Source organism: Bacillus sp. RIT 809, from assembly GCF_016892495.1.
In the GTDB taxonomy this organism is placed as follows: domain Bacteria; phylum Bacillota; class Bacilli; order Bacillales; family Bacillaceae_G; genus Bacillus_A; species Bacillus_A cereus_U.
In genome coordinates, this window is the sequence record NZ_JAFEMR010000022.1 from 25,606 (window position 1) to 51,958 (window position 26,353).

Here is a 26,353-nt window from a genome sequence, read left to right on the forward strand (position 1 = left end):
GTTCCACCCCTTTATTTCTCCATCCAATTCAATAAGTTTTTATAATGATATTGAGCATCCTTATACCCAAGATTATATAAATTAACGAGCTTTTCTTTATTTCTCTCTATACCGCTTATAGGAAGTTGTATACTTGGCTGAATTACATAAAAATTATCTTTTTGTTCGTTGTGATTCATATAAGATACAGTTTCATTATAAAAACGATAATGTTCTACTAAAAGTTCTGCGATTTTCGGATATCTTCTATATAAAATTTTAGACAGTCCAGAAAATTTATTCCGCTGCTTCTCGTATCCTTCTGGCTTTGTCATAATAACAACGTTCTTTTTATAACCATCATTCTGTGCTTTGAAAACTGGAATAGGATCTATAATCCCTCCATCTAACAGTTTTCGATTATCATATTCTACAGCAGGTGCAATAAATGGCACAGAGCTTGAAGCACGAATGATTTTCAAAATATCATTTCCATGTTCTATTTTATTATAATAAACTGCCTGTCCTGATTCGCAATCAGTCGTTCCGATTACAAACTGTTCATTTGAATTTAGGAAGGTTTGAAAATCAAACGGTACAATTTTGTTTGGTACTTCATCAAATAAAAAATCCATTCCAAATAATTCACGTTTTCGAATTAAGTTTCGATAAGATATATACCTGTGATCTGCTACTAGCTCTGTATTTACTTTCTTATTTCTTCCTTTTTGACGTGACAAATATGTTGCTCCCATACACGCTCCAGCGGATACACCGACTACATACGGAAAGAATAAGCTCCTTTCCATAAAATATTCGAGTACTCCTGCAGTATATAACCCTTTCATTCCGCCGCCTTCTAATACTAAACCGATATTCTTCATGCTCAATCCCTCTGCTTCTATTTTCTTAATTACATGTTAGCACAAGATTTTAGGATGAGGTTATATAAATTAATTGCAACAATAACAAAAAACTATTGAACTTATGTCATAATGTCTTATCCAATAGCATGGTACAATATAAGAAACTCATTCCACATATTATAAAGGAGGAATTTCATATGGGTTTATTTAGTGGTATTTTAGGAAATGCATCAAGTGCGAGTACAGAAAGCGTTGAACGTGATTTAGAAAAGATTATGCTAGATGATGAGAAAGTTGAGCATGCTTATAAATTAATTCGTGATTTAATCGTATTTACAAATCGCCGTCTTATTTTAGTAGACAAACAAGGAGTAACTGGTAAAAAAACAGAATACCATTCTATCCCTTATAAAAGTATTACACAATTTAGTATTGAAACAGCTGGGCATTTTGATTTAGATGCAGAACTTAAAATATGGGTGTCTAGTTTGAGCGCGCCAATTACGAAAGAATTTAAAGGCGATGATAGCATTTTAAGTATTCAAAAAGCGTTAGTAACATATACGACAAAATAGTTCATTTTTGTATATTTATTCGAATTAGAAATTACTAACCCGAACATTTTGGAAGAATATACATTAAATTTGTATATTCAATCTAAAATAATGTAAAAAGGTAAAGCATTTAAAATGTGCTTTACCTTTCTTTTTTATAATAAATTAATGTTGCTTTATCATTTAATTTCTTTTTAAATTCCGCTTTTATATATCCCATCTTTTCGTATAGAAAACAATTTCGTTCTTCCTCTAAAATTGTAGCAAGCTCCCAAGTCGTTATTTCCGGAAACATCTCCTCGATTAAAATTAATACTTTTTGAGCAATTCCGTTCCCTTGATAGTTTGGAATAATAAACATCGGGCTAATCCAAAATTTAGATGCCTCTTCTTTACGTGATATACATATCGCTCCGACAAGATTCGTATTTACGAAAATTTTATAAAATCCACCGTCCAGATTATTTATTCTTGAAATCGTTCTTTCAATAAGTTCATTTGCCGGACTTGTTTCATAGTCCTTATACTTTTCTAATAATGAACTAAATGATTCTACTTGCATTTGAAATATAATCTCTGCATCAATTTCTGTCGCCTTCTCTAATGTTACCAATTTAAACGATCTCTTAAAGAAGTAATGTGAGCTGTATGATGACGACCGTGCCATGCATATAGTCCAATTGCAGCAGCAAGTTTTTTTTCTCCTGATTCAGGATGATTAAATGTCTTTTCTAAATCTGCCGGTTCTAAAGAATATAATAAGTTAACCCATCTTTTATGTAATGAATCTAGCATTACAAGTGAAACATCTACTGGTAATTTTGAGTCAGGTAGCTCTGCCCATTTTTCTTCTTTGTACGGTTTAATAGTTGGATTCTTTTCTGTCAGCGCTAATTTAAAGCGTATGTAGCTATTCATATGACTATCAACAACATGATGAACGACTTGACGAACAGTCCATCCACCAACGCGATACGGTGTATCTAACTGCTTCTGATCTAAATCTTTTATCGCTCTTGCTAATTCATTAGGTAAATCCTCAATTTCTTGAATCCATTTATCAATTATTTCTTCTGTAATAGTGCCTACATAAGTAAATTGGCCTATTGGATACCGTAAATCCTTCATGTACATGTCCCCCTATTATTTTTAATCCTTAGTAATCCTCCAAATATAATGTACGAAATTTACGTTTTCCCCGTTTAAATCTACAGTAGTTGTATCCGCTTCCTTTTCACGAGAAAATCCGCTCTTTTCTAATACAATTTGTGAAGCTATGTTATTTGTTGTTGTCATAGCATGTATTTCATTAATTTCATAGACTCTTGCTTGAGCCAAAATCAATTTTACAGATGATGCTGCAACTCCTTTTTTTGTAAACTTCTCTCCAACTCGGTAGCCTAACGACCCAATTCGTTTTTCCTTATCTACATCAACTAAATTGATACGTCCTACAATTTCTCTTTCTGTATTACGTATGAGATGAAAATAAGAAATCCCCTCAGTTTGTTCTTTTAATAGTTCGTCAAGTTGCTTTTGAAAGTATTCATACACGTAATAATTAGAACCACGACTTGGTACCATTGTTTCAAAAAATGATTTGTTCGTGAGTTCAAAATTAAATAAATCTTCAGCATCTTGATTCTTTAATTGTTCTATGTATATTTCCATCCCGTTTATCCCTTCTTGATTTACTAACTGTTATACATTCTTTTTTAAACAACAATTTCCCTGCTATTTCCTTCGTCTGAGTAATACAGTAAGTAATACTCTAGGATGAAAAAGATGAAAAGGACTTCGAATTAAGTTCATAACTCTGACTAACCGAATATAAATATCAGAATCACTTGCAGAAAGCTGATATATTTGTTTCGTATACCATTGCTGAAATTTTTGTTTCATAGTTAATTCTTTCTGTAACTTAGGATGACGTGCTATCTCCGTTGTCGTCATTTCCCAAGGTGTTTTGATAATCTTAGAAACATGCTTATAAAACGTTTGAGTGAACGTTTTATCCAAATTATTTATTCCTTTAAGAAATAACTGCAATTGGCGAGCTTCCATAGCTGCAACTGAAACACCTTGTCCGAAAACTGGATCAAAACGACAATGCGCATCTCCAACTACTAACAATCTTTCAGGTAAATTATTAACTAGATCAAATCGCCTGCGTACTTGATATGGAATTTTGTACGTTTTTATATCGGTAATCGCCTCAGATTTGTTTAGAAACTCTGTAACATTAGGGATTGATAGATTTTCAGCAAAATCATAAAATTCATCATCAGTTTGCGGTGCTTTTTCATTTGCATATCCACTAAAAGTAACAAAATAACGATCATCTTCAATCGTTTGAATTAGAACACCATAAGGATTCTCAGGAAAACTTGGAGACATAAGCATATTACAACAGTCTAATTTCTCTTTTTCTTTGAGCCTAAACATTCTAGTTGCGTAAAACAAATCAATTCTTACTTTCTCTTCTTGTACTTCAAAATTGTATTCTTGTAACCAATCTATACTTTTTGAACCAAATCCACTTGCATCAACAACAAGATCTGCATGAAAGTCTTCTTTCATTTCTGTTTTCAAACATTTAGCTCTTATTCCATAGACTTTATTAAGTTTGTTATCTACTAGTAATCCTTCAACCAACATTTCATACTTCGTAGTAACATTTGAAACTTGTTCAATTCGTTTTTGAATATGAGATTCTAATAGAAGACGACTTTGCTGAATCATATTTATTTCGCCTTTGAAAGGCTGCTTCCATAGGCCGAACTGATGCCATTTTAAATCGCGAGTAAAGTTATTTACAATGCTACCTGCTTCAATTAATTCATTAGTAATGTTAGGAAACAACTCCTCAAGTGCTTCTTCGCCGCCTTTTAATAACACATGCGGATGATTACTTTGTGGAACTCTTTTACGAGGTCCTTTTCCATCCCATCTTTCTCCGGCTTCTAAAATGATTACTTCTTCAAACCTATTTGATAAAGCTTTTGCGACGAGTTTCCCTGCTATACTTCCACCGATAACGATAGCCTTAGTAAACATTTTTTCCCCCTTAATGAAAAGAGATCCTGTCGTGTATGAATGGAACAGGATCTTAACTAATAATTCCTTGCTAATTATATTTAAAACACCTTTGTGAATTGCAACGTTAAAATTAAAATACCTAATCCCCATACGTAATACGCGAATACTTTTAAAGAATGACGTTTTAAATATTGAATCATCCATGAAACTGCTATGTAACCAAAGAACGCTGCTGATAATGTTCCGACAATTAATGATGTACTAGAAATAGATTCTGCTTTCCCTTGAAAAACATCTGCAAATTGCAAGATGATAGCTCCGACAATAGCTGGTGTTGATAATAAAAATGAAAAGTACGCCGCTGTTTCGCGGTCTAACTTTCTCCATAATGCAGCGACAATTGTCATTCCCGAACGAGAAATTGCTGGAAATATAGCTACTGCTTGAAATGAACCAATTATGAATGCATCTTTATATGTAATATCATTCATTTTTTTACGACCATTCTTTTGTTTATCGGCCATATAAAGAAATAAGCCCGTCACTAAAAACTCCCAACCTATTGTTATACCTGTTTTTGAAATATCTTCAAAAAAGTCTTTAAATAGTAAGCCAATTACGACAGCAGGTACCGTCCCAACGATAAGTAATAGCATAAGCTTTGAAAATGGATTTTTCATTAAATAAATAAATTCTTTTCTATAATAAATAAACACTGCAAGCAAAGTTCCGATATGCAGCATCGTATCTAAAAACAAACCTGCCTCATCTAACTGAAAAATATGCCGCCCTAAATATAGGTGACCTGTACTACTTATAGGTAAAAACTCTGTCAACCCTTGAATAATTCCTAAAATAAAAGCTTCTAGCCAATTCATGATGATCTCCTTTCTCATTTGCTTGTACCAATATATGATGCTTTAATTTTTGTTATGAAAGAAAATATATTTCTCTTGGGGATTTACTTTAACTTTTATTTAGAAGTTATGGATTGCAATATTGATGGATATATATGTAAAAATAAAGGAGGGTTTATATGGAGAAACACACAAAATTAGGCAACGTATTACTTTGGATTGGACCTATTCTTGTATTCTTAGGCTTATGTATGACAAATGTAATTACAGACATACCTTTCTTCGAAGGAAAGCATAAAACTCTTGGAATTATTATATTATTTATAGGGGTACTTTGTTTAGTTCTCGCTCATTACTTTAAAATACGAAAAAATTCTGCCGATTAAATAATATATTCCCTTATAAGGAGGAACAAATGCGAGGAAAATCATTACGGACAAAAATTACAAAGCTATATAAATAAAAACAATCCTAGTGTATGTACTAGGATTGTTTCATTTCGCTAATGTTGTTTATTTATAAAACACTTTATCAACGTTATATTTCGCTTTGTATTTATTAATGATGTAAGTTTCGTAAATTTCTCTTTCTGTTGGATCTTCTACGATACATGCATCGATACGGTATACTTCATCACGATTATTTTTGATTGGCGAAACATTATCTTCAAAATGCTTTTTAATACGTTGTCTAATTTTACGAGCTTTACCTACGAAAAGAAGTTCGTCATTAATATTGTAAAACATAAAAATGCCGCCTTTATCTCTAGGGAACAAGTGGAAATCGATAAAACCGTTAATTGGAGTAATTAATGGCTCGTCTCCTTTAATAACTTGTTTACGTTCAGTAATTGAAACATCAGTTTCAGGAATATTAATTTTAATCAAGTTCATTCACGTCCTCTTTTATTATAAAGATAAATAATAGCATAAGTATGTAAGAAAAGCTATGTTCAGAGACATATTTCATTTTATAATTCAAATATTATAGGTATATCATGTAAACTTTTTTTCCAAATCATATGATCACTTGATTCGCCCCAATAATCCTTCAGTACATAAATAGGCTCTCCGAATTTCTTCTTCCATATTTTTTGTGCGTTTTTATATCCACTATCCAAACAAAATTCTGTTATTCCTTTACCTAGTAAAGTAATAAACATTGCATTTAACAGCAAACTTCCTATACCTTTTTTTTGATACTCCGTAAGTACAAACACTGTCCCGATTTCATATAAGTCCTTAAGTACACCGCCTGTACAACTATTAATTAATGTACTTGCTGGACCGATTTCAATCGTTCCAATGATTTTATCGTTACTTGTATCTATTGCTAATAAAAAGTAACGATTTTCTCCATTACTATCAAAATCATTTTTCAAATATTGCTTTTTCGAATTAATTTCATTTTCTATGTCATCTAATAGTTGTGATAACCCTTCGTTTTTATAAGTATTCGTAATAACTATACGAAAAAACAAATTTAGTTCATCAATATCATCCAAATTCGGCCTTCTAATTTCAACGTTATACATGACTTAAATCTCCAATCTTTGAAAATATATGAGAAAGTGTATTCGTTCAAAAAGATTTTATACAATTGTTAAGACCATACTTTATATACTCTATTCATTATTATTCTACACAGCTCTGCATAGATCCAGCAGTATAGAAAACTCAGTATAAATATTAATGTAATAACTTTTATATCCATAGTTGTATGAATAGTAGGACCAAGTACAGGAAAACGGAAGATATCGAGAATGATCATAATTCCTATAAGTAGACATATCGCTGAAAAGGAAATTACCCAAATCCTCCTCTTGAATTGCAAAAAGGATACTCCTAACGCTATACCTAATAATCCTGTAGTAAAGGGAAAGACAATTAGTTCACTTGGCTCAATAATGAATAATAGGAAAATAGTAAGAATATACGAGAGTACTCCCTCACGAATAGAATAACAAATAGCTAGAAAAATCGGTAGTGTCGCAAAAGGACTAATAAATAACCCTATTCCAGGGATTAAGTTCCCCGCAGATTGAAAAATAGCAGCAAATGAACCGAGTAAAGCTGTAATGACTAACCTACTTGCAGGAGTCACCTTTCTTTTATGAACAAAATTCGCATCCTGCTCTATCATCCATTGATACCAATAGCATCTAAAGCGATTCATCAAAATACCTCCTAAAGATACCCAATTCATCACTTGCTATAATTATTCATACACTTATGGTTTATGAGTTACTTTCTACTAATCGTTTATACATAGAAGTTTTTTAAGGGGGAAACAGGTCGTGCGTTTTAAAGAAGATTGAATTCCTTATATTTTTAGACTTGGAGTTTATATCGTATCAAGGAACAATTTCATAAATAGTACCTTTGTTAAAATCAGTTACTTTCATAGAACCGTAAACTCCTAAATATAATCTAGTTTGATCTAAGTTTGTTCCTAAACTAGCATAATAAGCTGATTGAGCACCAAAATCATAATTGGTTTCAATAACATGAAAATCATTACGTTTATCGTCTATACTTGCTCTAGTATAAGCTAACACTCCCTTTACTGGAGATTGAGATTCTTCTTTCTTGGCAAGATCAGTAAACACGACGCTACCTGATAAATTTGGGATTGTAGTTCCCATATAGGGCTGAACTCCTGTAAGTGAAGTTCCTCCAAACTTATCCGGTCTGGAATCTTTATGAAAATAACTAATTAGGGGCTGGATACGCCTCGCTGACGTTTGAATTGTTTCATTATAATAAGCCATTGTTCTCTCATCCAAAGTAGGATTCTCAGAACAGTGCCTTATAAAAGAAGTAGGAAATTCTCCTTCCCATCCTCGCCAACCAAAATTAATAAATCCATCTTGAGTGGGAGTGAATCTCATTACATACATTTGAATAAGTTCAGTAACCGGTATGGGTTTATAATGAACAAACGAAAAAATAGACTCTACAATATCCTGACCGACATTTCCAACATATTTGATATACTGATTATAAAACCTTTGAAATGAAATACCTGTTATATTCCGAACCCCTTTCGCAATTACTGTAAGTGTTTCTTGTATAGATAAAGGAAACTCATTAAAGCGCGTAACTACTGGAGGGTTATTTATGAATGTATTTTTACTTACATCAATTTCAATTATTTTACCCGCTATTTCTAAATCATCCTGGCTTAAATTAAATGGATCATAACCCGATCCACCATCTCCATTTGTAAAAACAAGTTTTCCAGTCTCAGGTGAAAAGTTTAAACTATTGACTCCGTTATGATTAAAAAAGGGCCTTCTTATGTTAAGTAATGTCCGTCGTTTTTGAGGTTGACCATGTGATTGTAAAATCCATTCCTCAACTGTATCAATATGATCATATTGAGTATCTCTATTTACCCACTTTAAGTTTAAAGTTTTCGGATCACATGGATTAGGTTTAAAAGGTTCAGAAAGGGCACCCGGACCTTGAGTGCCAGCTACTGAATAATGAAGGTAAAATAAACCGTTTTGATAAAATTGTGGATGAAACGCTAGTCCTAGCAATCCTCGCTCATCATAACCACTACTAGAAACCCCTTCTTCAGATGTGCCTAATTTTATGATTCGCGGGCGAATATCTAAAAAAGTCCTTATAACTCCGTCTCCTATGTAAAAGATTTCTCCTACCTGAGTTGCAATAAATAACCTTTCAATTGAGTCACCTGGTAGTATAGTTGTTTTCAAAACAGTAGGTAAATTGAACTTACTTGCAATGGGTCGTAAACTAACCTTAACTTTTGTCAACTTACTTTACACCCCTTTAATTGCATTTTATTAAAAGAATATGATTAGAACGGTTCAATTAGTATCCAATTAGGGACTAGGGAATTGGATATTATTTCTGACTGCGCTGCATTTCCTGCTTCTCCATATAACTACGCATCCGTCGCATATATTCAGGTGCGTCCATCGGATTCCCTGCGATCATTTCAATTATACAGAGTCTTTCGGCGCTTTCCTTTTCAGCATGAATTATAGCCTGATCAAGCTCTCCATAGGTCCGGACCGTAACGGTAAACGCGTTACCTCCAAAAGCTTCGGCCAGCCTGGTGTAAGACCATCGAGGGATTTTGTTGTACTTTTGATCCTCTGTTTTGACATTTAAATATTTCTCAATTGTATAACCATCGTTGTTCAATATAAAGATTATGGGCTTGCAGTCGTAATAGAGCATGGAACTGATTTCCTGTGCTGTTAGCTGCAGGGCGCCGTCACCTGTAAACAGCAATACTCTGCGTTCCGGCGCGGCCATAATAGCACCGAACGCAGAAGGGATTGCGTAACCGATGGACTGCCATCCACCTTGCCCAATATATGTTACATTGCCCGGCAGTCTTACCTCTCCCATTCCATTATAGAGCGTTCCGGTCTCGGCGATTACAATATCACCCTCTTTCAGCATGCGCTGAAAACGCGGATAATAGTCGACCGCCAATAGAGGTCCGTCGACAGTAGTTGTTAATTGATCGTAAGGGAATGAAATTTTTTCTGTCAAACCTTTTCCCTTATAACCCACCTTCTGCACGGCAAGTAGCACGTCGGCTGCAAGAACATTCGGATATTCCGCCTCAGCGATTTTAACCATATCTGGTTGAATATTGACAGTGATCAGCGGGTTCAGCTTTGCGGTAAAACTTGCGGTGTTTGTGTCCGCCCATACCATGCCAATCGCAATGATACAATCTGCATTCTCCACCGTACTTTGGACTTCAGCCCTCCCGAAAGAGCCTAGATACATTCCGATATAATTTGGATGGGTCTCGTCGAATCCCCCCTTCCCGTACAGCATCGTTACAACAGGCACGTTCATTACATCGGCTAGCTGCCGCGTTGCTGTCTGAAGGCCGAATCGTATCGTTTTTACATCCACCAGGATAACTGGTCGGTGGGCACGTTCCAAAAGCGTACGGACATGATTCACTGCAGCCTGAAGGGTATTCGGGTTGGATGTTGAACGTGGTGGTACTGGCTCTGTCCAGACTTTAATCGGCTTGGTCACTAAATCGTTAGCCACAACCAGGTATACCGGCTTTTTCTTTTCCTTAGCAATGCGAATCGCAGTCTGAATTTCAATCTTGGCATTTTCCGGCGTAAGCACCGCGGTATATGCCGTAATCTGCTCATACACCTTGCGAAAGACGTCAAAATTTCCATCCATTAAGGTGTGATGCATTAGCTTATGCTCTTTTTGATCCTTCTCAGGAGGCGCACCCACAATGTGTATGATCGGCACATGCTCGCTGTTGGCTCCCGCTATCGCATTGCAGGCACTGAGCTCCCCGACCCCAAAGGTCGTAATAAGAGCCGATATTCCTTTGATTCTTGCATAACCATCTGCAGCATATCCCGAGTTTAGTTCGTTTCGCCCTTCTATAAAACGGATGCCGTTATAACACTCCAAAGTATCAAGAAGTGTAAAATTATAGTCCCCTGCGACGCCGAAAATTTCGGTAATACCCTCCAGTTTCAGGCAATCGAACAAATACTGGCCAACCGTTTTTTGAGCAGGTCCCCTTTGTAAACCAAAGTTGCCCGTATTAATCATGTTGTCCATCGCTTGCTCACTCCTTATCCATTTCTTTGGCTTGTTCTGTTTACTAGTACCCTTTTTGATAATTCCCTTTAATTAAACCGGTTATCCGTTGTGCAACAATTAATGGGGAAGAAATGCTCCTTATCTCTGGAGAAAGAGGAGAAACACTAAGACATTACAGAATTTACGATACCTTAAAAATGATAAAAACCCACGAAGAAAATGAATTTTCACCGTGGGTTTTAGTCATATAAATGGACTTTCGGGACACCTAACTCAAGAAGCATCCGCACCTTCAAACTGACTATTATAAAGCGAAGCATAGAAACCATCAGCTTTTAATAACTCTTCATGATTACCTTGTTCTACAATATCCCCATCTTTCATGACAAGGATTAAATCTGCATCACGTATTGTTGATAATCTATGAGCGATAATGAAGCTTGTTCTACCTTCCATAAGGTTTTCCATCGCTTTTTGAATCAGTACTTCTGTACGAGTGTCAATGGAGCTTGTTGCTTCGTCGAGTATTAATATTTTCGGATCCGCTAGAAGGGCGCGAGCAATTGTTAGTAGTTGCTTTTGTCCTTGGGATACGTTGCTTGCTTCTTCGTTTAGTTCCATTTGATATTTATTTGGTAATGTTTTTACGAAGCTATGAACGTGAGCTGCTTTCGCTGCTTCAATTACTTCTTCGTCTGTAGCAGCGAGTCTACCGTAACGGATATTTTCCATGATTGGTCCGTTAAATAGCCAAGTGTCTTGCAGTACCATACCAAACATGCTGCGCAGGTCTTCTCGCGTGAAGTCTTTTATATCGTGACCGTCGATACATATTGCACCGCTATTTATGTCATAGAAACGCATTAACAGTTTTACAATCGTTGTTTTACCAGCTCCGGTTGGTCCGACGATTGCTACTTTTTGTCCAGGTTTAATGTTAGATGAGAAATTATTGATGATGATCTTATCTGGATTGTATCCAAATTGAACATCTTGGAAGGTAACTTCTCCTTGAACTTTTTGCAGCTTCACTGGATTTTCTGCTTCTGGCACTTCCTCTTCTTCTTCTAAAAATTCGAAGACTCTTTCTGCAGCAGCTGCAGTGGATTGAAGTACGTTCGCGATTTGCGCTACTTGAGCGATTGGTTGCGTAAAGCTTCTAACATATTGCACAAAGGCTAAAATGTCTCCAACTGCGATGGTTCTCTTTACCGCAAGCCATCCGCCTAAAATAGATACAGCGACGTAACCGATATTACCGATAAATGTCATAATCGGCATCATCATTCCAGATAAAAATTGAGATTTCCATGCGGAGTGGTAAAGGGTATCATTTACCTTTTCGAATTTTTTTACTTCTTCTTCTTCTTTGTTAAAGGCTTTTACGATATTGTGACCACTATAAATTTCTTCGACCTGACCGTTTACGTGTCCTAAATATTCTTGCTGGGATTTGAAGTATTTTTGTGATCGTTTTACGACTGCCATGATGAGAATCATCGATACTGGCAATATTAAAAGCGCCACTAATGTCATTTGCCAGCTGATTGATAACATCATGATAAGTACACCGATGATTGTAATAACGGATGTGATGATTTGCGACATACTTTGGTTTAACGTTTGGCTCACCGTATCTATGTCATTTGTAATTCTCGATAATACTTCGCCGTGCGTTGTTTTATCAAAGTAATTCAGCGGCATACGATTAATTTTTTCGTCGATTTCTTTTCTGAAGTTATAAGATACTTTTTGAGCTACTCCAGAAATAATGTACCCCTGGATAATACCAAACACAGTGCTCAGTATATATAATCCAAGAAGTAAAATGACAATGTTTCCGATATAGGTAAAGTCAATGGCCGCACCGGTTGCTCCTGATACTTTGCTTACGAGTCCTTCGAAAAGTTTTGTTGTCGCATTTCCTAAAATTTTTGGACCAACGATTGTAAAGGCTGCACTACCGATTGCGAAAAGGATAACGACTAAGATTGATAATTTATAGGGCTTCAAGTATTGAAGGAGTTTATTCATCGTTCCTTTGAAGTTTTTTGCCTTCTCAATCTTTCTCATGCCGCCGCCCATAGGACCGCCACCGCCAGGACCAGGACCGCCTTGTTTTCTATTTTCTATTTTTTTATCACTCATGATGACAACTCCTCTCTTGAAAGTTGTGATAAAGCAATTTGCTTATAAACTTCACAGTTTTCCATAAGCTCTTCATGAGTACCAGTTCCAACTATTTTTCCTTCGTCAAGTACAATGATCTTATCGGCATTCATGATTGTGCTGATTCTTTGGGCAATAAGTAAAACAGTACTTCCTGTAATCTCATTGTTTAAAGCTCTGCGCAATGCTGCGTCTGTCTTAAAGTCAAGAGCTGAGAAACTATCATCGAATATGAAGATTTCCGATTTTTTCGTAAGAGCACGTGCAATAGAAAGTCTTTGTTTTTGACCACCGGAAACGTTCGTACCACCTTGTGATATTTCTGTACGGAAGCTTTCAGGTTTTTCGTTAATAAACTCCATAGCTTGCGCGATTTCTGCCGCTTTTGCGAGTTCTTCTTCAGTTGCTTCTTTCTTACCGTATTTCAAATTACTCTCGATTGTACCTGAGAAGAGAACTCCTTTTTGCGGTACATAACCAATTTTCTCTCTTAATTCCTTCTGAGATACTTCTCTAATATCCGTGCCATCTATTAATATTTGGCCGCTTGTGACATCGTAAAAGCGTGGAATTAAGTTGATTAATGTTGATTTACCACTACCTGTACTTCCGATGAAAGCTGTCGTTTCACCAGGTTTTGCAGTAAAGGTGATATTGGAAAGCACATCTTCTTCTGCTCCTGGATATCTAAAGACAACATTTTTAAATTCAACGTAACCTTTCTTGTCTGAAGCAAATGTTTTCGGCTCTTTTACATCACTAATGGTAATGTCAGTATCTAAAACTTCTGCGATACGTTGTGCGGAAACTGAAGCACGCGGAACCATAATAGATACCATTGAAATCATTAAGAAGGCCATGATGATTTGCATTGTATATTGCATAAATGCCATTAAATCACCAACTTGCATATGTCCCATATCCACTTGGTGTGATCCAACCCAAATAATAAGTACAGTAACGGCATTCATGATAAACATCATCATTGGCATCATAAATGACATTAAACGGCTTACAAATAAATTTGTTTTTGTTAAATCTTGATTTCCTTTTTCAAATTTCTTTTCTTCATGTTTTTGATTATTAAAAGCACGAATAACGAGCATACCTGTTAAAGATTCACGAGTGATTAAGTTAATTTTATCTACTAACTTTTGGATACTCTTAAACTTAGGAATCGCGATGCTAAATAAACCAATGACTAAGCTTAAAATCGCGATTACTGCAACTGCGATAATCCATCCCATTGAAAGGTCTGTAGTAAGTACTTTAATAATACCGCCTATACCTAAAATTGGTGCATAGAATACAATGCGGAGCATCATAACCATAAGTGTTTGAACTTGCTGGATATCATTTGTACTTCTTGTGATTAGAGATGCAGTGGAAAACTTATCAAACTCCGCATTCGAGAAGTTTGTAACTTTCCGGAATACTTTCTTTCTAAGGTCTCTGCCGAGTCCAGCAGCTACTTTTGCAGCAAGTAAACTCACGATAACGGTAGCTGCCATACTTACTAAGGATAAAAGCAGCATTTTCCCGCCGGAAGTAAGAATAAAATTAGATTGAAGCTTATCTATATTGATACCGATCTTTTTATACTCATTCTCAATGAATGAAACGGCTGATTGTGTTACCATGCTGCCTGGCATATTCTTAAACTTTTCATCTGCCTTTTCTTTCATTGCATTGATTTGATCTTGAGGAAGTTTCGCAATGACTGCAAAAGGATCTGTATTTGGCGGAAGCTTCGCTGGTGTTTTGTTGTCACCCGTCGCAGCGGGAGGGAAAGCAGATGCGCCGCCTTTTTCAATTCCTTGTGTAATTAACATTGGTTTCCCAAAGATATTGTTAAGTTCGTTAATTATATTTTTATCTTCTGTATGTAGCTTATAAAGTGGTTCTTTATCAAGCTGCGGATAATCTTTTAAGTCATTTTTTAGTTCACTTTGAGAGAGGTTGTTCTTATCTAAAAGCGCATAGTTGTCAGCTACTTTTTTCTTCTCATTTTCATTCATAAAGAGCGTAAGTTTATCCATTTCACTTTTACGAATAACCTCAGGTACTGCATTTTCTACACCTTTTTGTTGAATCCCTACATTGACAATGTTAGACATATAGTCTGGCAGTGATAGATCACATACTGCCTGCACAGTTAAAAGACATACAACTGCAATGATGGAAGTAACAAATGGTTTTAAATGTTTAATGATCTTTAACATTTAATTCATCTCTCCATTTTCCTTATCTAATTTTTTTAGTTTTTACTCCGTTTCTCTCCTTTATTCTTCGTATTCTCAGTAATTCATTCTAGCTGCTCTTTACGCATTTTCGACCACAGATTAATTTTATGACTATATGAAGATATAATGCAACTTTTAGAGAGAATAGACTTACCTTTGATCAAACATGTTTATAAACCAACATAACGTACAGGAAATCGGCTTTTCTCTTGTCGAAATTTACTTAGCATACAGTGGTCATATATTTTCAAGAATAACGGAAGAATATATAGAAAATGCTACATAAATGTGAAGTTTGATCAACTTAGGGGGGACAACCTTGTTCAATCAAATAGTAAAAGCTGTACCCAATTTATTTACGATTGGAAATTTATTGTGCGGTGTTTTTTCAATTACCATGAATATGAGTGACTATTTGGAAGTAGCCTCCATTTTTATTTTCTTTTCAGCTGTTTTAGATCTCCTTGATGGAAGAATTGCGAGAAAATTAAAAGTGAACAGTGAGTTTGGTGTACAATTGGATTCCTTAGCTGATATTGTTAGTTTCGGAGTTGCTCCTGCACTTTTATTTCATTCGATAGCAACACCATCTATTTTAACTTCTTTGGCATTTATCCTTTTTCCAACGATGGGTGCTTTAAGATTAGCTAAATTTAGTGTAAAACCAACCATTGGATATTTTAAGGGATTACCTATTCCAGCTGCTGGATTACCATTGGCTGGTATGGGATTGTTTTCATATAGCAATGCATGGATTACATTAATCCTCGCTCTCTTAATGGTAAGTCCAATTAGGTTTAAAAAACTTTAATTGGGATCCCTCGCTTTAATTTCATTTGTGAAACGGTTCGCTAATATCCATCAAGTTAAGGGGTTTGATGTTATTCATCATTTTACGGATTCATCGATGGGACAGACTTTAAAGAGCGTACCTATTGTAATTGCTCATAATAGATTGTGAAATTGAATAGCCTCCAGTTTTTGAGGCTATTGTTTATATTTCTGATATGTTTGATATTCGCCTCTATATTGAACGATTCAACCTTTCTTCTCTAATACCTCAAATGATAAAAATGCACTTCGTTGCTATAAAGGGCAAAAAATTTTCGTTTTGTGGGTTATCTATTTTCTTAGCTTGATAACGATGTGGTGGTACCCTTTGTTTAAAAGAACTCCTACCTCCCAAAATACTTAGTTACGCCCAAATAACATAACAAAAAGATTAGGAAATCACTCCTAATCTTTTTTGTTTATTACTATTCCATTGCCCCAGCAACATCATAATCACTTAAATCTAATTCAATTGGTTGTCCTAATGCCAGTTTAGCAAGTTGAGATCCTAAGTATGGTCCCGCAGTTAAACCCGAAGCGCCTAATCCGTTCGCAATGAGTATGCCTTCAAAATTAGGGAGTGGGCCAATAACAGGTAAGAATCCTGGTGTAAACGGTCTAAAGCCAACTCTTGTTTCAATCATTGTACCATCTTCTAAACCAGGCGCTACTGTTAACGCTTTATGGAATACTTCATGTAAACCACCTGCAGTTACACGGTGATCGAAACCAGTATCATTCTCATGCGTTGCACCAATTACGACATGGCCATTGTCAAATGTTAAAATATATTGATCGTTCGGCGGCATAACAACTGGCATATTTTCTGTTGCTATATTTTCCATTTGTAAATGAACAATTTGTCCTTTTTGGAACGTAACTAAGAAATTAATTCCTAATGGGTTTAAGATTTCGTTCGCCCATGCGCCTGCAGTTACCATTACCTTTTCCGCTACAATTGTTTCGTCGTTTACTTTAACTCCCGTAATATGATTCCCTTCACGGACTAATACTGCATCACCTTTTATGAAAGTTGCACCATGTTTTTTCGCAGCGCTTATTAATGCGTTGCGTAATAATCTTCCATTTACTCGCGCAGCGCCACTAATATGAACAGAACTATATTCTTCCGATAATGCTGGGAATAATTTTTTCGTTTCTTCAGCTGATAAGCGAGTGATTTCACCAATCTCCGGTGCATCTTCACGGCGTTTATACGCTCTCTCTTCCATTTGATCTAGTTTTTTCTCATCAGTATGTAAACTAATTGCACCTACACGGTTGTAACCTGTATCCGTTTCACCGTCTTCTTCTAATTGCTGAATTAACGAAGAATAGTAACGTGCACCGCCTTTAACGATTTTATACCATGCTTTATTACGACGTTGCGACAGCCACGGACAGACAATACCTGCTGCTGCATCAGTTGCTTGACCTAACTCTTGACGATCAACAATTGTTACATTTGCACCGGCCTTAGCAAGATGATAGGCAGTAGATGCCCCTAAAATTCCAGATCCAACAACAATATACGATTTCATTTCAAACACCTTTTCTCTTTTGCATAATATAAAAATATAAGAACATCCTTTAGTATAATGTAAGGATTCCTTTTTTCAATGTACTCATCCCAATTAATTGTCGCATCATTGTGACTTTCCTAATCGTTATTTTTTCTTCTTACGGAATAATTCAATTGTTTTATATCCTTGTGAAAGGATTTCAATCATTTTCTCAAGACGTTTTTCACGTGTTTTTTCTTGTTTAACAGAAAATAAATTACGCGCCCAATCTTTTTGATATCCAGGTGTTAAACTTTGATAAAATTTAAGTTCATTCGGATGATTAGCTAATAATGCTTCAACATCTTGAATTCGATCTGCATAATCAGCAACACATTGACTCGCAGCAGGCGTTTTCTTTGCTTTTTTCTTTTCACGCTTTAAACCAACAACAGTGAAAACGTCATCCATACTTACCATTCGCGCAAATTTAATATCACTATTTCCTACATATCCATCTTCTCCAACATTTAACGCTGGAAACATTTCATCACGATGAATAAAAGTACTGTAACGAGCATTACCTTTTTTCGGATACGCAAAAAATACATAACCTTTCTCAAGTAACAAATCTTCATTTTTAATAATGAAATTTGTATGCTCTACCATCTCATCAAGCGTTTCTACAAAAATAAAAACAGCATCATGCTCTTTAGAAAATGTAGTTGGTTTATCTCCAAACACTTCATAATCGTTTGGTTCGTTAATAACCACCATATTCGTATACTTATTAAGTTTCAATTTATCGATAACTGACATAATAATCTTCCTCTACATTCAATATTCATTTTATATATTTTTTATACTGTTCTAGTGTATTATATCTATTAAGAAAATCAAACTTTAAATTGAGAACGGAACCTACTTGGCTCGAAATAACAAAATAGCCGATTCCAAATAGGAGTCGGCTATTCACTTTTTCATAGTTCAATATTAAAAAGTGAATGTAATAGTTCTCTATATTGATTCCCTGTAATTTCACGCTTACTTTTTGCTCCGTAAATAATTTCAGTTAAACTAGTATTCGTTAAGGAAACATGACCAGAATCCGTCAACTTTACTGCAATCGGCCCTTTATTGAAAATAGACTTCTCATCTTCTATCACCTTTTTTTGAACCTCATTTACAATTGACTCATCAATAACATGATTATAAAAAGCATGACAGACTTTCCACTCTTCATCAACATCCATTCTTTCTAAAACATAGTTTCCTTTGCTTGTATCTTTCCGTCTCACACGGTACATGCCGTTTTTAGAAGAAACCGGTTGCCCAGAAAACGGAACCGGAACAAGAGGTACCAACGAAGCAATCCCTACATCAATTAAATATGTTTCATTATCAAAATTTATAATAATAGTAATATGTCCGTCCTCAAGTGCCCATGCATTAATATCATTTTTATAAACTGTTCCTAATGCTAGCTGAGCATTAAAACCACAGTCTTTTAAAAAATAGTAGAAAAGAGTATTTAATTCGTAACAAAGCCCGCCACGCGAACTTGTTAATATTTTCTTCTGTAAGTTCTCTTTTGAAATTTCATTTGTATTACCTACTATAACATCTAAATTCTCAAACGGTATTGTATGCGCAAATGCAAAGAGTATTGTACTTAATTCTTCAAATTTTACTTCAGTACGTTTTTCAAGGTTCAATCTTGTAAAAAGTTGATGTTGTAAACTTGTCATATTCAGCACCCCTTAAAAATTATAAGTTAAACTAATATATGCTGATTGTAAATTTTATGAGGTACTGTATCCATGTACATTTACAATTACTGTACCGGTACAAATTTCGAAAACATCTTTGTATCAGAATACAAATAAGAGACACCATAACGGATGCCTCTTTCGAAATACACTTTATATCATTTACTTCAATGAACTTAACTTTTCAATTGCTTGTTGTTCAGTTGCTAAATAAAAAATATCATTTCCATTATTACATTCATAAATGAAGTCTTTTAAGCTTTCACTAGCATACATAGAAAAATCCCCAACGATAGCAATCTTTACTCTGTAATTTATAAACTTTTGAAGAATATCACCCGCAAGACGTGTTTTTAAGTCAAAGAAACTTTCACTTATTAAAGATTTGTGGATAATAATACGCTTTGAATCTACTTCATATTGAACTGTTGCCAAAAGATCTAATGCAGATTGAACATCAGATATTACTAACGTATCGTTTCTTACGACAGCAATATTTATTCCGCCGGTTACTATTTTCTCTAATTCCATAGTCTCACTCCTCTATAATGTATAAGGCATATATTAAACATGCTTTGTAGCGCTAGATTAACACACATAAATGGGACTCAATATTTCTCTTATGCTGTTGTAAATGAATATTATTTTTACTCTTATTATACGGTCAATGAAATTAAGGGTGATCTATCACTATTGTTGATAATCTCAGCATACGGTTTTGTGTCGGTGTTATTCTTAATCATATTAGGATTGAACCATATACCCTTTATATTTACATTTTGACAACCAGCAATATCCTTTTCTAAGTCATCTCCAACAAACAGTACATCTTCTGGTTGCACATTTAGCTTCTTTAATGCTAATTCAAATATGCGTTTGTCAGGTTTACTAAATCCCGTTTCTTCAGAAATAATGATTGTATCAAAATGACGATTCAAATTCGTGTTAATTATTTTAGCTTTTTGTCTCTGAGTTGATCCATTTGTTATAATTCCAACTTTAACATGCAACTTTATAGTATTTATAATATTAATAGTACTTTGGTTTATAGAAAAACATTTAGGAAAATTATTATTCCAAAAATCTTGAATGCTATTGCGTGGTAATCTATATTTCGATGGGAATTCATTAAAAAATGATTCCAAAACCATTACTTTATCACTGTGACCATAGCTTTTTTTATCATATTCTTTGAATTTCTGTAACATAATGTTTTTTACTGCATGTTGCTTAACATCCTCATAAAACTTCTCTAAAATAATGGAGAACAATTTATCTACTGCCATATCCCTATCAAGTAACGTATCATCTAAATCAAATAGTATACGTCCTATTCATCTCCACATAAACTCCAGATAGTAAGGCTATAATGACTACCAGAGGTGATATTATGAAAAACTATCATATTCTCGTGGTAGAAGACGATCAAGAAATTCAGGAATTAATTAAACAATTTTTAATGACACAACAGTATACAGTGGTAGTCGCATCAGATGGATTAGAGGGTATGACACAATTTAATAAGCAATCCTTTGATTTAATTCTTCTAGATGTAATGATGCCCAATCTTAATGGATTTGAAGTATCCAAGATGATTCGAAGTCAGTCAAACGTACCAATTATTATGCTAACTGCATTGGAAGAAGAGGAAGATCAAATGAAAGGGTTCGATCTTGGAATCGATGATTATATAACAAAACCCTTTTCGTTTCATGTTTTGATTAGACGAGTCGAAGCTGTACTTAGAAGAAGTTATGATAAAAATGTAAATAATCATTTGGTATTTAAAGAAGTGCGTATCGATGTTGATGCATATAGAGTATATGTAAATGACGTTGAAATTTTATTAACGACAAAAGAGTTTGAAATTCTACAACTACTATTTCAAAATGAGAGAAAAGTACTCACAAGAGAAAATATCGTAGAAAAAGTTTGGGGGTACGATTATTTTGGAGAAACACGAATAATTGATACACATATTAAAAACCTACGTAAAAAGTTAGCTATCCCCTATATTAAAACAATAAAGGGTATTGGTTATAAAATTGATGAATAGTATTGTGAAAATCATGAAGATGAAGCAAATTACTTATAAACTCTTTATGACTACCTCTCTCATTTTGTTATCCTTTGCAGTATTGATTTATTTAACTTTATACTTCTTTCTCCCTACGTTTTATGAGCAATACAAAACAGATCAACTTCAAACAGGGATAAAAGAAATCATTGATAAATCTAAAGATCTTACGTTTCAAGATGCGATACCACTTTTTGATGAATATGCAAAAAAAAATAATGCGATGCTTTATCTTCAAAATAATGAGGGAATAATTAAATACTCTCCTTCATTTTCTTTTACTCAAAATGGTTCGCAAACAACAGTAGTTACTAGAGCCACACGGTTCGAGAATGCAGGTACCCTTAGCAATTCATATAACGTTACGAAACCAATTCAATTCCAAGATGGTAGTTTAACGCTTATAGTCTTTGCTACATTTCAACCAATTGATGAAGCTTCACAGGTTTTAGTACGCTTTCTCCCCTATATTAGTATCATTGTACTCATAATTGGTGTAGGGAGTGCTTATTTCTATTCCAGGTTTATTACAAAACCACTTATTTATATTAATGAGGGTGCACAAAAGATGGCAAATTTAGATTTCTCCGAAAAAATTGAGGTTCGCTCTACAGATGAGTTAGGAGAATTATCTAATAGTTTGAATGACATGTCTATTAACTTACAACAAGCTATGTTTGATTTAAAAAAAGCAAATCAACAATTAAAAAATGATATTGAAAAAGAACGAGAAATAGAAACAAAACGCAGAGAGTTTTTTGCGATTGTAGCACATGAATTAAAGACCCCTCTTACTGTAATGAAAGGATACTTAGAAGGGATGATATACAATATTGGCCCTTATCAAAATCGTGATCAATATTTAAAGAAAAATCATCAAATTATTGAAAGTATGGAACAATTAGTTCGTGAAATTTTAAGCATGTCGAAATTAGAACAACACACCTTTAAACTAAAAGTAGAAGAAGTTAATCTTTCGAAGTTAATAGATACAATCACAAAAGATCTCGAATTTTTTGCTTCTCAAAAAAGCATCCAAATAATAAAAGAAATTGATTCTGATCTTTCTGTTTATACAGATCGTGTTCTTTTTGAAAAAGCATGTAAAAATATTATCCATAATGCAGTTATGTATTCACCACATAATGAAAAAGTCTATATAAAGTTAAGTGAGGATTCTAAACAAGGTCAAATCAAAATGCAAATTATGAATACAGGTGTCAATATTAAAGAAGAGAATATACAACAAATTTTCAAACCATTTTATCGAATTGAAAAATCAAGGAATCGAAATACTGGAGGAAGTGGTTTGGGGTTATATATTGTTAAACAAATTCTTGAAACGTTAGATATAAAGTATTCTATAAAGAATATGGAACGTAGTGTACAATTTAGCATGAACATTCCATTATCTAAACAAAAAACAAACAAACTCCCCTCTTAGTAGGACGAGTTTGTTTGTTTTTTGTAGTTTTAGTATTGATATTTTTCGAGTTACTTTTTAAGCAATATTGGGATTAGCTTTTTTACCAATCCACATACCTAAGCCCACCATGCCAAGCCAACAGCAAATTGCTAACATAAACATCAATCGTTGTACGGATAACCCTTCAATCTGCATTTGACCCTTCCCAACAATTGTTTGGAAAAGTTGCGACCATTCGACATCGTAAAACACCCCTACTCCCACAATCACAATCAATATAAAAAATTGTAAAAATATATTCCCCATATTTCTCCATGTTGTGTAAATGAGTAAAGAAAGCTCTCTATGTGTAGCATTCACCATATATACTTTCATATTATTTTGAGAAGAAATACTATTAATGGCATAGCTCCCAAATGTAACGCTAAGGACTATAAATATTGGAGAATAAAACCCGAATATCATGATTAAAGTACTTACTAAAAACAAATGGATTGGATTAACTTTCTTAGCAGCTTTGATATCTAAAAATATGGACATCAAAATCCCTAATAGGTATGGTCCAACTACAATGAAAATACAGGTTAACATGTTATAGAAAGTAAAACTATAAAAAATACCCATCAAAAATAAATATCCATTTCCTAATCCAAGTAAAAATGATTCTGCCTTTAAGCGAATTGGTAAAGAAGATGAAAGTTTATGAAAGAACTTTCCTTTCAACAAACTCAAAAACATGAAACAAATAAGCGCTATAGAAAGTAGAAAAAAATAAAAAATATATTGTTCATTATTTATGTTACGACTTGTTCGAATCAAAAGAATAAGCATTGAGACAAAAAGAAACTTTCCTACAACCGATACGATGGAGATAGGTAAAAGCCCTTTGGCTAACTCTGTTCTCGGCATTTTTTTTATAGCAAAAAGGATACTGATTAAACAAATCCCATATATGCATGTTATCAGCGGCGGCGATAAAAAACTAATCGCTAACAAAACGATTATTAGTAAAAGAAAAACGATACCAATAATAATCGCTTGTTGATTTTTATTATAAACCTTTCCCCCGCCTTCCACATGTAGAAACAATAAAGTACTCGTCATGGTAGAAATTGTACTAACTGCAAAACCAGAAACTAACGCACTTATTTCTAGCCATCTTGAACTCCATCCAAAGAAAGTAACACTAAGTAATGATACTATCAGAATAGAAACAGTCCAATATAAGGAGCGGCGAATCCCAGCCTTATTCACAATAGGTATCCAGATAAACACACCCGTCATATAAGTTGTATAAAACAGGATTGATGGCCAGTATCCCTCAAAGCCTTTCGAAATCTGTAATCCATAAACAATGTAAATAAGCATGGGTGTAAAGATAGTCGTTATTAGTAGACTAAATGTAGTTATACTTTGCACCACAAGTCTTTTTTGCTTTGTCGTATGTATCGTATAACACCTCACTTAAAATGAAATCAGTAGTTGTTATTACTTATTCTGTCCGGAACGAGGTTGTTATATATGCGCAATCCAATTGAAATTCCCATTACGAGGTAAACTCAATCTAAATCCACATTAAATTAAGTGGCGTGCAAAAAAGGTGGATTTTGTGATTCTTATAAATAAAATTAATGGATATATTCAAAACCTTAATCATAAATGGAACAAATGTGTTACTTAGATTGTCTATTACGTATAAAAAAGGTGCTTTTGGTAGTTCTCTCATTTTGTAATGCAAGAAACACAAGATGAGTGCTATCCTGTGCATTTGTTAATTGTATAGGTATGTAAAATACCTATACAAAATCCATATATTCTTGAAAGAGGTTGAAAATGTATGATAGTTTCAAAGAAGTTTTTTCACATTTCGCATTATAAAAAGATGTTACCTGTAGTATTACTTTCATGTGTAACGCTTATAGGCTGTTCCAATAGTAATATTCAATCCGCACCACCGAAACAAACCAAACAAGAAAATACAAGTAATCATTCTTTTGTAAAGCTGGAAAAAGAATATGATGCTAAACTTGGTATTTATGCATTAGACACAGGTACGAATCAAACCGTTACTTATCGTTCAGATGAACGGTTTGCATACGCATCTACCCACAAAGCCCTTGCTGTTGGAGCACTGTTACAAAAGAAATCAATAGAAGATTTAGATCAAAGAATTAAGTATACTAGCAAAGACCTTGTGAATTACAATCCAATTACTGAAAAATATGTAGATACAGGTATGACTCTGAAAGAGCTTGCGGATGCTTCCCTTCGATATAGCGATAATACTGCACAAAATCTTATTCTTAAGCAATTAGGTGGGCCAAGTGAATTCAAAAAATCACTGAGAGAAATAGGAGATACTGTCACAAATCCTGAACGTTTTGAACCAGAATTAAACGAAGTGCAGCCAGGAGACACTCGTGATACTAGTACCCCAAAGGCATTAGCTACTAGTCTTCAAGCATACGCGTTAGGCGATATACTTTCAGTTGAGAAACGGAACTTTTTAATAGATTTGATGAAAAGAAATACTACGGGGGACAACTTAATTCGTGCTGGAGTTCCAGGAGAATGGGAAGTAGCCGATAAGACCGGCTCTGGGTCTTATGGAACAAGGAATGATATTGCAATCATTTGGCCACCAAATAAAAAGCCAATTATTCTTGCGATACTTTCTAATCATGCGAAAGAAGATGCGAAATACGATGATAAACTTATTGCAGACGCAACCAAAATAGTGTTAGATTCTTTAAAAGTAACGAATTAATAATTACGCCTACTTTACGGCACATATAGTTTGAAAGACATGTACGTATCTAATCGCTAAGATGTATAAGTGAATTTATCCAAATTATTCAATACCGAATAAAAAGCATCTCTTTGTAAAGGTTTACTATGTTTTAAATGAGCAAATACTTTAGAATATATAGCTTTTGAGCAATCAAATTTTAGTTTTTTGAAATATAGTATGCTGCACTGGAGAACAGATTAATCCACTATAATTGTCGAATCGCTTTTATTTTGTCGAATATTCTATACTTAGTTTTATCCAGGCTGATATACTATAAACACAATAATTCTAGAAAGGTGATGATGTTATGTATGAACAACAAAATAATAGGGATAGAGATAAAAAAATGATGTTTTCTATGCAAGGAATTCCCACAAATAAAGTTAACATGAATCAATTACCTAAATGGATTAGGATTTTCGGCTATTGTGCGTTTGGTTGGATGATAGTATTTAGTTTAATTATGATTGTTGGTTTAATTCTTCAATAACAATACTGATAAATAGTTAAACGGGACAATATTTAGATCATACATCTAGGTAATGTCCCGTTTTTTATATGTAATTACTCAATGATATATTAAACCGATCATAACAAAAAGAACCTGTAGAAAATCCTACAAGTTCTTTTTCAAATATTGTTAAAAAGGGAACAACAAACTATCTTAACATTCA

General features: G+C 34.2%; 26 protein-coding genes. 7 read left to right on the forward strand and 19 right to left on the reverse strand.

Features of this window, described 5'->3' with window-relative positions:
* Positions 1–11: 11 nt before the first annotated feature.
* Positions 12–863, reverse strand: coding sequence for a patatin-like phospholipase family protein (locus tag JTF23_RS21045; RefSeq protein WP_204209568.1), 852 nt, complete (start codon positions 861–863; stop codon positions 12–14).
* A 179-nt stretch (positions 864–1,042) separates the two neighbouring features.
* Between JTF23_RS21045 and JTF23_RS21050 the strand changes: the two genes are divergently transcribed.
* On the forward strand, positions 1,043–1,420 hold the full coding sequence (locus JTF23_RS21050; protein WP_002110143.1) for a PH domain-containing protein: 378 nt from the start codon (positions 1,043–1,045) through the stop codon (positions 1,418–1,420).
* Positions 1,421–1,541: 121 nt separating this feature from the next.
* Here JTF23_RS21050 and JTF23_RS21055 read toward each other — a convergent pair whose 3' ends face one another.
* The 5 genes from JTF23_RS21055 to JTF23_RS21075 all read right to left on the reverse strand — a co-directional run bounded on the left by JTF23_RS21055 (position 1,542) and on the right by JTF23_RS21075 (position 5,316).
* Entirely contained in the window at positions 1,542–2,066 is a 525-nt protein-coding gene (locus tag JTF23_RS21055) for a GNAT family N-acetyltransferase (protein WP_204209570.1), read from the reverse strand.
* Positions 2,006–2,527 (reverse strand): YfiT family bacillithiol transferase, encoded by a 522-nt coding sequence (locus tag JTF23_RS21060; RefSeq protein ID WP_204209572.1) that lies wholly within the window; start codon positions 2,525–2,527, stop codon positions 2,006–2,008. Before JTF23_RS21060 ends, JTF23_RS21055 begins: the two co-directional genes overlap by 61 nt.
* A gap of 21 nt (positions 2,528–2,548) precedes the next feature.
* The gene (locus JTF23_RS21065; protein WP_204209574.1) at positions 2,549–3,070 is read right to left on the reverse strand and encodes a GNAT family N-acetyltransferase; all 522 of its coding nucleotides are present in this window, start codon (positions 3,068–3,070) and stop codon (positions 2,549–2,551) included.
* 63 nt (positions 3,071–3,133) lie between these two features.
* Positions 3,134–4,456: an FAD-dependent monooxygenase family protein gene (locus JTF23_RS21070; protein WP_204209576.1), complete on the reverse strand. Its 1,323-nt coding sequence runs from the start codon at positions 4,454–4,456 to the stop codon at positions 3,134–3,136.
* 80 nt (positions 4,457–4,536) lie between these two features.
* Positions 4,537–5,316, reverse strand: a complete 780-nt coding sequence (locus tag JTF23_RS21075) for an undecaprenyl-diphosphate phosphatase (RefSeq protein WP_204209578.1) — start codon at positions 5,314–5,316, stop codon at positions 4,537–4,539.
* A 158-nt stretch (positions 5,317–5,474) separates the two neighbouring features.
* Here JTF23_RS21075 and JTF23_RS21080 point away from each other — a divergent pair, with 158 nt between their 5' ends.
* On the forward strand, positions 5,475–5,681 hold the full coding sequence (locus JTF23_RS21080) for a hypothetical protein (RefSeq protein ID WP_204209580.1): 207 nt from the start codon (positions 5,475–5,477) through the stop codon (positions 5,679–5,681).
* A gap of 126 nt (positions 5,682–5,807) precedes the next feature.
* Here the strand turns inward: JTF23_RS21080 and JTF23_RS21085 are convergent, their stop codons facing one another.
* From JTF23_RS21085 to JTF23_RS21115, 7 genes are all read right to left on the reverse strand, one after another.
* A complete protein-coding gene (locus JTF23_RS21085; RefSeq protein WP_071151297.1) occupies positions 5,808–6,188 on the reverse strand; it encodes a nucleotide excision repair endonuclease in 381 nt (126 codons plus the stop codon).
* A 77-nt stretch (positions 6,189–6,265) separates the two neighbouring features.
* A complete protein-coding gene (locus tag JTF23_RS21090; RefSeq protein WP_204209582.1) occupies positions 6,266–6,829 on the reverse strand; it encodes a GNAT family N-acetyltransferase in 564 nt (187 codons plus the stop codon).
* 68 nt (positions 6,830–6,897) lie between these two features.
* On the reverse strand, positions 6,898–7,470 hold the full coding sequence (locus JTF23_RS21095) for a YybS family protein (RefSeq protein ID WP_002161642.1): 573 nt from the start codon (positions 7,468–7,470) through the stop codon (positions 6,898–6,900).
* Between the two features lie 178 nt (positions 7,471–7,648).
* The gene (locus JTF23_RS21100; protein WP_204209584.1) at positions 7,649–9,079 is read right to left on the reverse strand and encodes a PQQ-dependent sugar dehydrogenase; all 1,431 of its coding nucleotides are present in this window, start codon (positions 9,077–9,079) and stop codon (positions 7,649–7,651) included.
* Positions 9,080–9,170: 91 nt separating this feature from the next.
* A complete protein-coding gene (locus JTF23_RS21105; protein ID WP_204209585.1) occupies positions 9,171–10,889 on the reverse strand; it encodes an alpha-keto acid decarboxylase family protein in 1,719 nt (572 codons plus the stop codon).
* Positions 10,890–11,144: 255 nt separating this feature from the next.
* The gene (locus JTF23_RS21110; RefSeq protein ID WP_204209587.1) at positions 11,145–13,019 is read right to left on the reverse strand and encodes an ABC transporter ATP-binding protein; all 1,875 of its coding nucleotides are present in this window, start codon (positions 13,017–13,019) and stop codon (positions 11,145–11,147) included.
* Positions 13,016–15,262, reverse strand: coding sequence for an ABC transporter ATP-binding protein (locus tag JTF23_RS21115; RefSeq protein ID WP_204209589.1), 2,247 nt, complete (start codon positions 15,260–15,262; stop codon positions 13,016–13,018). Before JTF23_RS21115 ends, JTF23_RS21110 begins: the two co-directional genes overlap by 4 nt.
* A gap of 340 nt (positions 15,263–15,602) precedes the next feature.
* Between JTF23_RS21115 and pssA the strand changes: the two genes are divergently transcribed.
* Positions 15,603–16,094: a CDP-diacylglycerol--serine O-phosphatidyltransferase gene (gene pssA, locus JTF23_RS21120; protein WP_002085344.1), complete on the forward strand. Its 492-nt coding sequence runs from the start codon at positions 15,603–15,605 to the stop codon at positions 16,092–16,094.
* A gap of 445 nt (positions 16,095–16,539) precedes the next feature.
* Here pssA and JTF23_RS21125 read toward each other — a convergent pair whose 3' ends face one another.
* The 5 genes from JTF23_RS21125 to JTF23_RS21145 form a co-directional block, all read right to left on the reverse strand.
* A complete protein-coding gene (locus JTF23_RS21125; protein WP_204209590.1) occupies positions 16,540–17,655 on the reverse strand; it encodes an NAD(P)/FAD-dependent oxidoreductase in 1,116 nt (371 codons plus the stop codon).
* 126 nt (positions 17,656–17,781) lie between these two features.
* The gene (locus JTF23_RS21130; RefSeq protein ID WP_204209592.1) at positions 17,782–18,435 is read right to left on the reverse strand and encodes a YdeI/OmpD-associated family protein; all 654 of its coding nucleotides are present in this window, start codon (positions 18,433–18,435) and stop codon (positions 17,782–17,784) included.
* Positions 18,436–18,596: 161 nt separating this feature from the next.
* Entirely contained in the window at positions 18,597–19,364 is a 768-nt protein-coding gene (locus JTF23_RS21135) for an arylamine N-acetyltransferase family protein (protein ID WP_078173662.1), read from the reverse strand.
* 183 nt (positions 19,365–19,547) lie between these two features.
* The gene (locus tag JTF23_RS21140) at positions 19,548–19,916 is read right to left on the reverse strand and encodes a DUF4180 domain-containing protein (RefSeq protein ID WP_204209594.1); all 369 of its coding nucleotides are present in this window, start codon (positions 19,914–19,916) and stop codon (positions 19,548–19,550) included.
* Between the two features lie 125 nt (positions 19,917–20,041).
* Complete coding sequence (locus JTF23_RS21145; RefSeq protein WP_204209634.1) at positions 20,042–20,710, reverse strand: HAD family hydrolase; 669 nt, start codon at positions 20,708–20,710, stop codon at positions 20,042–20,044.
* A gap of 65 nt (positions 20,711–20,775) precedes the next feature.
* Between JTF23_RS21145 and JTF23_RS21150 the strand changes: the two genes are divergently transcribed.
* Positions 20,776–21,441 (forward strand): response regulator transcription factor, encoded by a 666-nt coding sequence (locus JTF23_RS21150; RefSeq protein WP_000800741.1) that lies wholly within the window; start codon positions 20,776–20,778, stop codon positions 21,439–21,441.
* Positions 21,434–22,906: a sensor histidine kinase gene (locus tag JTF23_RS21155; protein ID WP_033709149.1), complete on the forward strand. Its 1,473-nt coding sequence runs from the start codon at positions 21,434–21,436 to the stop codon at positions 22,904–22,906. The genes JTF23_RS21150 and JTF23_RS21155 overlap by 8 nt, the downstream gene beginning before the upstream one ends.
* Positions 22,907–22,963: 57 nt before the next feature.
* Here JTF23_RS21155 and JTF23_RS21160 read toward each other — a convergent pair whose 3' ends face one another.
* Positions 22,964–24,256: a hypothetical protein gene (locus JTF23_RS21160; RefSeq protein ID WP_002200385.1), complete on the reverse strand. Its 1,293-nt coding sequence runs from the start codon at positions 24,254–24,256 to the stop codon at positions 22,964–22,966.
* Between the two features lie 469 nt (positions 24,257–24,725).
* On the opposite strand from JTF23_RS21160, the gene bla reads away from it, so the two are divergent.
* On the forward strand, positions 24,726–25,655 hold the full coding sequence (bla, locus tag JTF23_RS21165; protein WP_204209596.1) for a class A beta-lactamase: 930 nt from the start codon (positions 24,726–24,728) through the stop codon (positions 25,653–25,655).
* Between the two features lie 331 nt (positions 25,656–25,986).
* Positions 25,987–26,169: a hypothetical protein gene (locus JTF23_RS21170; protein WP_002032329.1), complete on the forward strand. Its 183-nt coding sequence runs from the start codon at positions 25,987–25,989 to the stop codon at positions 26,167–26,169.
* Positions 26,170–26,353 lie beyond the last annotated feature (184 nt).

Bases quoted from the DNA above. Each gene is read 5' to 3' on its own strand.
- JTF23_RS21045 (WP_204209568.1), bottom strand. From the start codon at position 863: ATGAAGAATATCGGTTTAGTATTAGAAGGCGGCGGAATGAAAGGGTTA.
- JTF23_RS21050 (WP_002110143.1), top strand. From the start codon at position 1,043: ATGGGTTTATTTAGTGGTATTTTAGGAAATGCATCAAGTGCGAGTACA.
- JTF23_RS21055 (WP_204209570.1), bottom strand. From the start codon at position 2,066: ATGGCACGGTCGTCATCATACAGCTCACATTACTTCTTTAAGAGATCG.
- JTF23_RS21060 (WP_204209572.1), bottom strand. From the start codon at position 2,527: ATGAAGGATTTACGGTATCCAATAGGCCAATTTACTTATGTAGGCACT.
- JTF23_RS21065 (WP_204209574.1), bottom strand. From the start codon at position 3,070: ATGGAAATATACATAGAACAATTAAAGAATCAAGATGCTGAAGATTTA.
- JTF23_RS21070 (WP_204209576.1), bottom strand. From the start codon at position 4,456: ATGTTTACTAAGGCTATCGTTATCGGTGGAAGTATAGCAGGGAAACTC.
- JTF23_RS21075 (WP_204209578.1), bottom strand. From the start codon at position 5,316: ATGAATTGGCTAGAAGCTTTTATTTTAGGAATTATTCAAGGGTTGACA.
- JTF23_RS21080 (WP_204209580.1), top strand. From the start codon at position 5,475: ATGGAGAAACACACAAAATTAGGCAACGTATTACTTTGGATTGGACCT.
- JTF23_RS21085 (WP_071151297.1), bottom strand. From the start codon at position 6,188: ATGAACTTGATTAAAATTAATATTCCTGAAACTGATGTTTCAATTACT.
- JTF23_RS21090 (WP_204209582.1), bottom strand. From the start codon at position 6,829: ATGTATAACGTTGAAATTAGAAGGCCGAATTTGGATGATATTGATGAA.
- JTF23_RS21095 (WP_002161642.1), bottom strand. From the start codon at position 7,470: ATGAATCGCTTTAGATGCTATTGGTATCAATGGATGATAGAGCAGGAT.
- JTF23_RS21105 (WP_204209585.1), bottom strand. From the start codon at position 10,889: ATGGACAACATGATTAATACGGGCAACTTTGGTTTACAAAGGGGACCT.
- JTF23_RS21110 (WP_204209587.1), bottom strand. From the start codon at position 13,019: ATGAGTGATAAAAAAATAGAAAATAGAAAACAAGGCGGTCCTGGTCCT.
- JTF23_RS21115 (WP_204209589.1), bottom strand. From the start codon at position 15,262: ATGTTAAAGATCATTAAACATTTAAAACCATTTGTTACTTCCATCATT.
- JTF23_RS21125 (WP_204209590.1), bottom strand. From the start codon at position 17,655: ATGAAATCGTATATTGTTGTTGGATCTGGAATTTTAGGGGCATCTACT.
- JTF23_RS21130 (WP_204209592.1), bottom strand. From the start codon at position 18,435: ATGTCAGTTATCGATAAATTGAAACTTAATAAGTATACGAATATGGTG.
- JTF23_RS21135 (WP_078173662.1), bottom strand. From the start codon at position 19,364: ATGACAAGTTTACAACATCAACTTTTTACAAGATTGAACCTTGAAAAA.
- JTF23_RS21140 (WP_204209594.1), bottom strand. From the start codon at position 19,916: ATGGAATTAGAGAAAATAGTAACCGGCGGAATAAATATTGCTGTCGTA.
- JTF23_RS21150 (WP_000800741.1), top strand. From the start codon at position 20,776: ATGAAAAACTATCATATTCTCGTGGTAGAAGACGATCAAGAAATTCAG.
- JTF23_RS21155 (WP_033709149.1), top strand. From the start codon at position 21,434: ATGAATAGTATTGTGAAAATCATGAAGATGAAGCAAATTACTTATAAA.
- JTF23_RS21160 (WP_002200385.1), bottom strand. From the start codon at position 24,256: ATGCTTATTTACATTGTTTATGGATTACAGATTTCGAAAGGCTTTGAG.
- bla (WP_204209596.1), top strand. From the start codon at position 24,726: ATGATAGTTTCAAAGAAGTTTTTTCACATTTCGCATTATAAAAAGATG.
- JTF23_RS21170 (WP_002032329.1), top strand. From the start codon at position 25,987: ATGTATGAACAACAAAATAATAGGGATAGAGATAAAAAAATGATGTTT.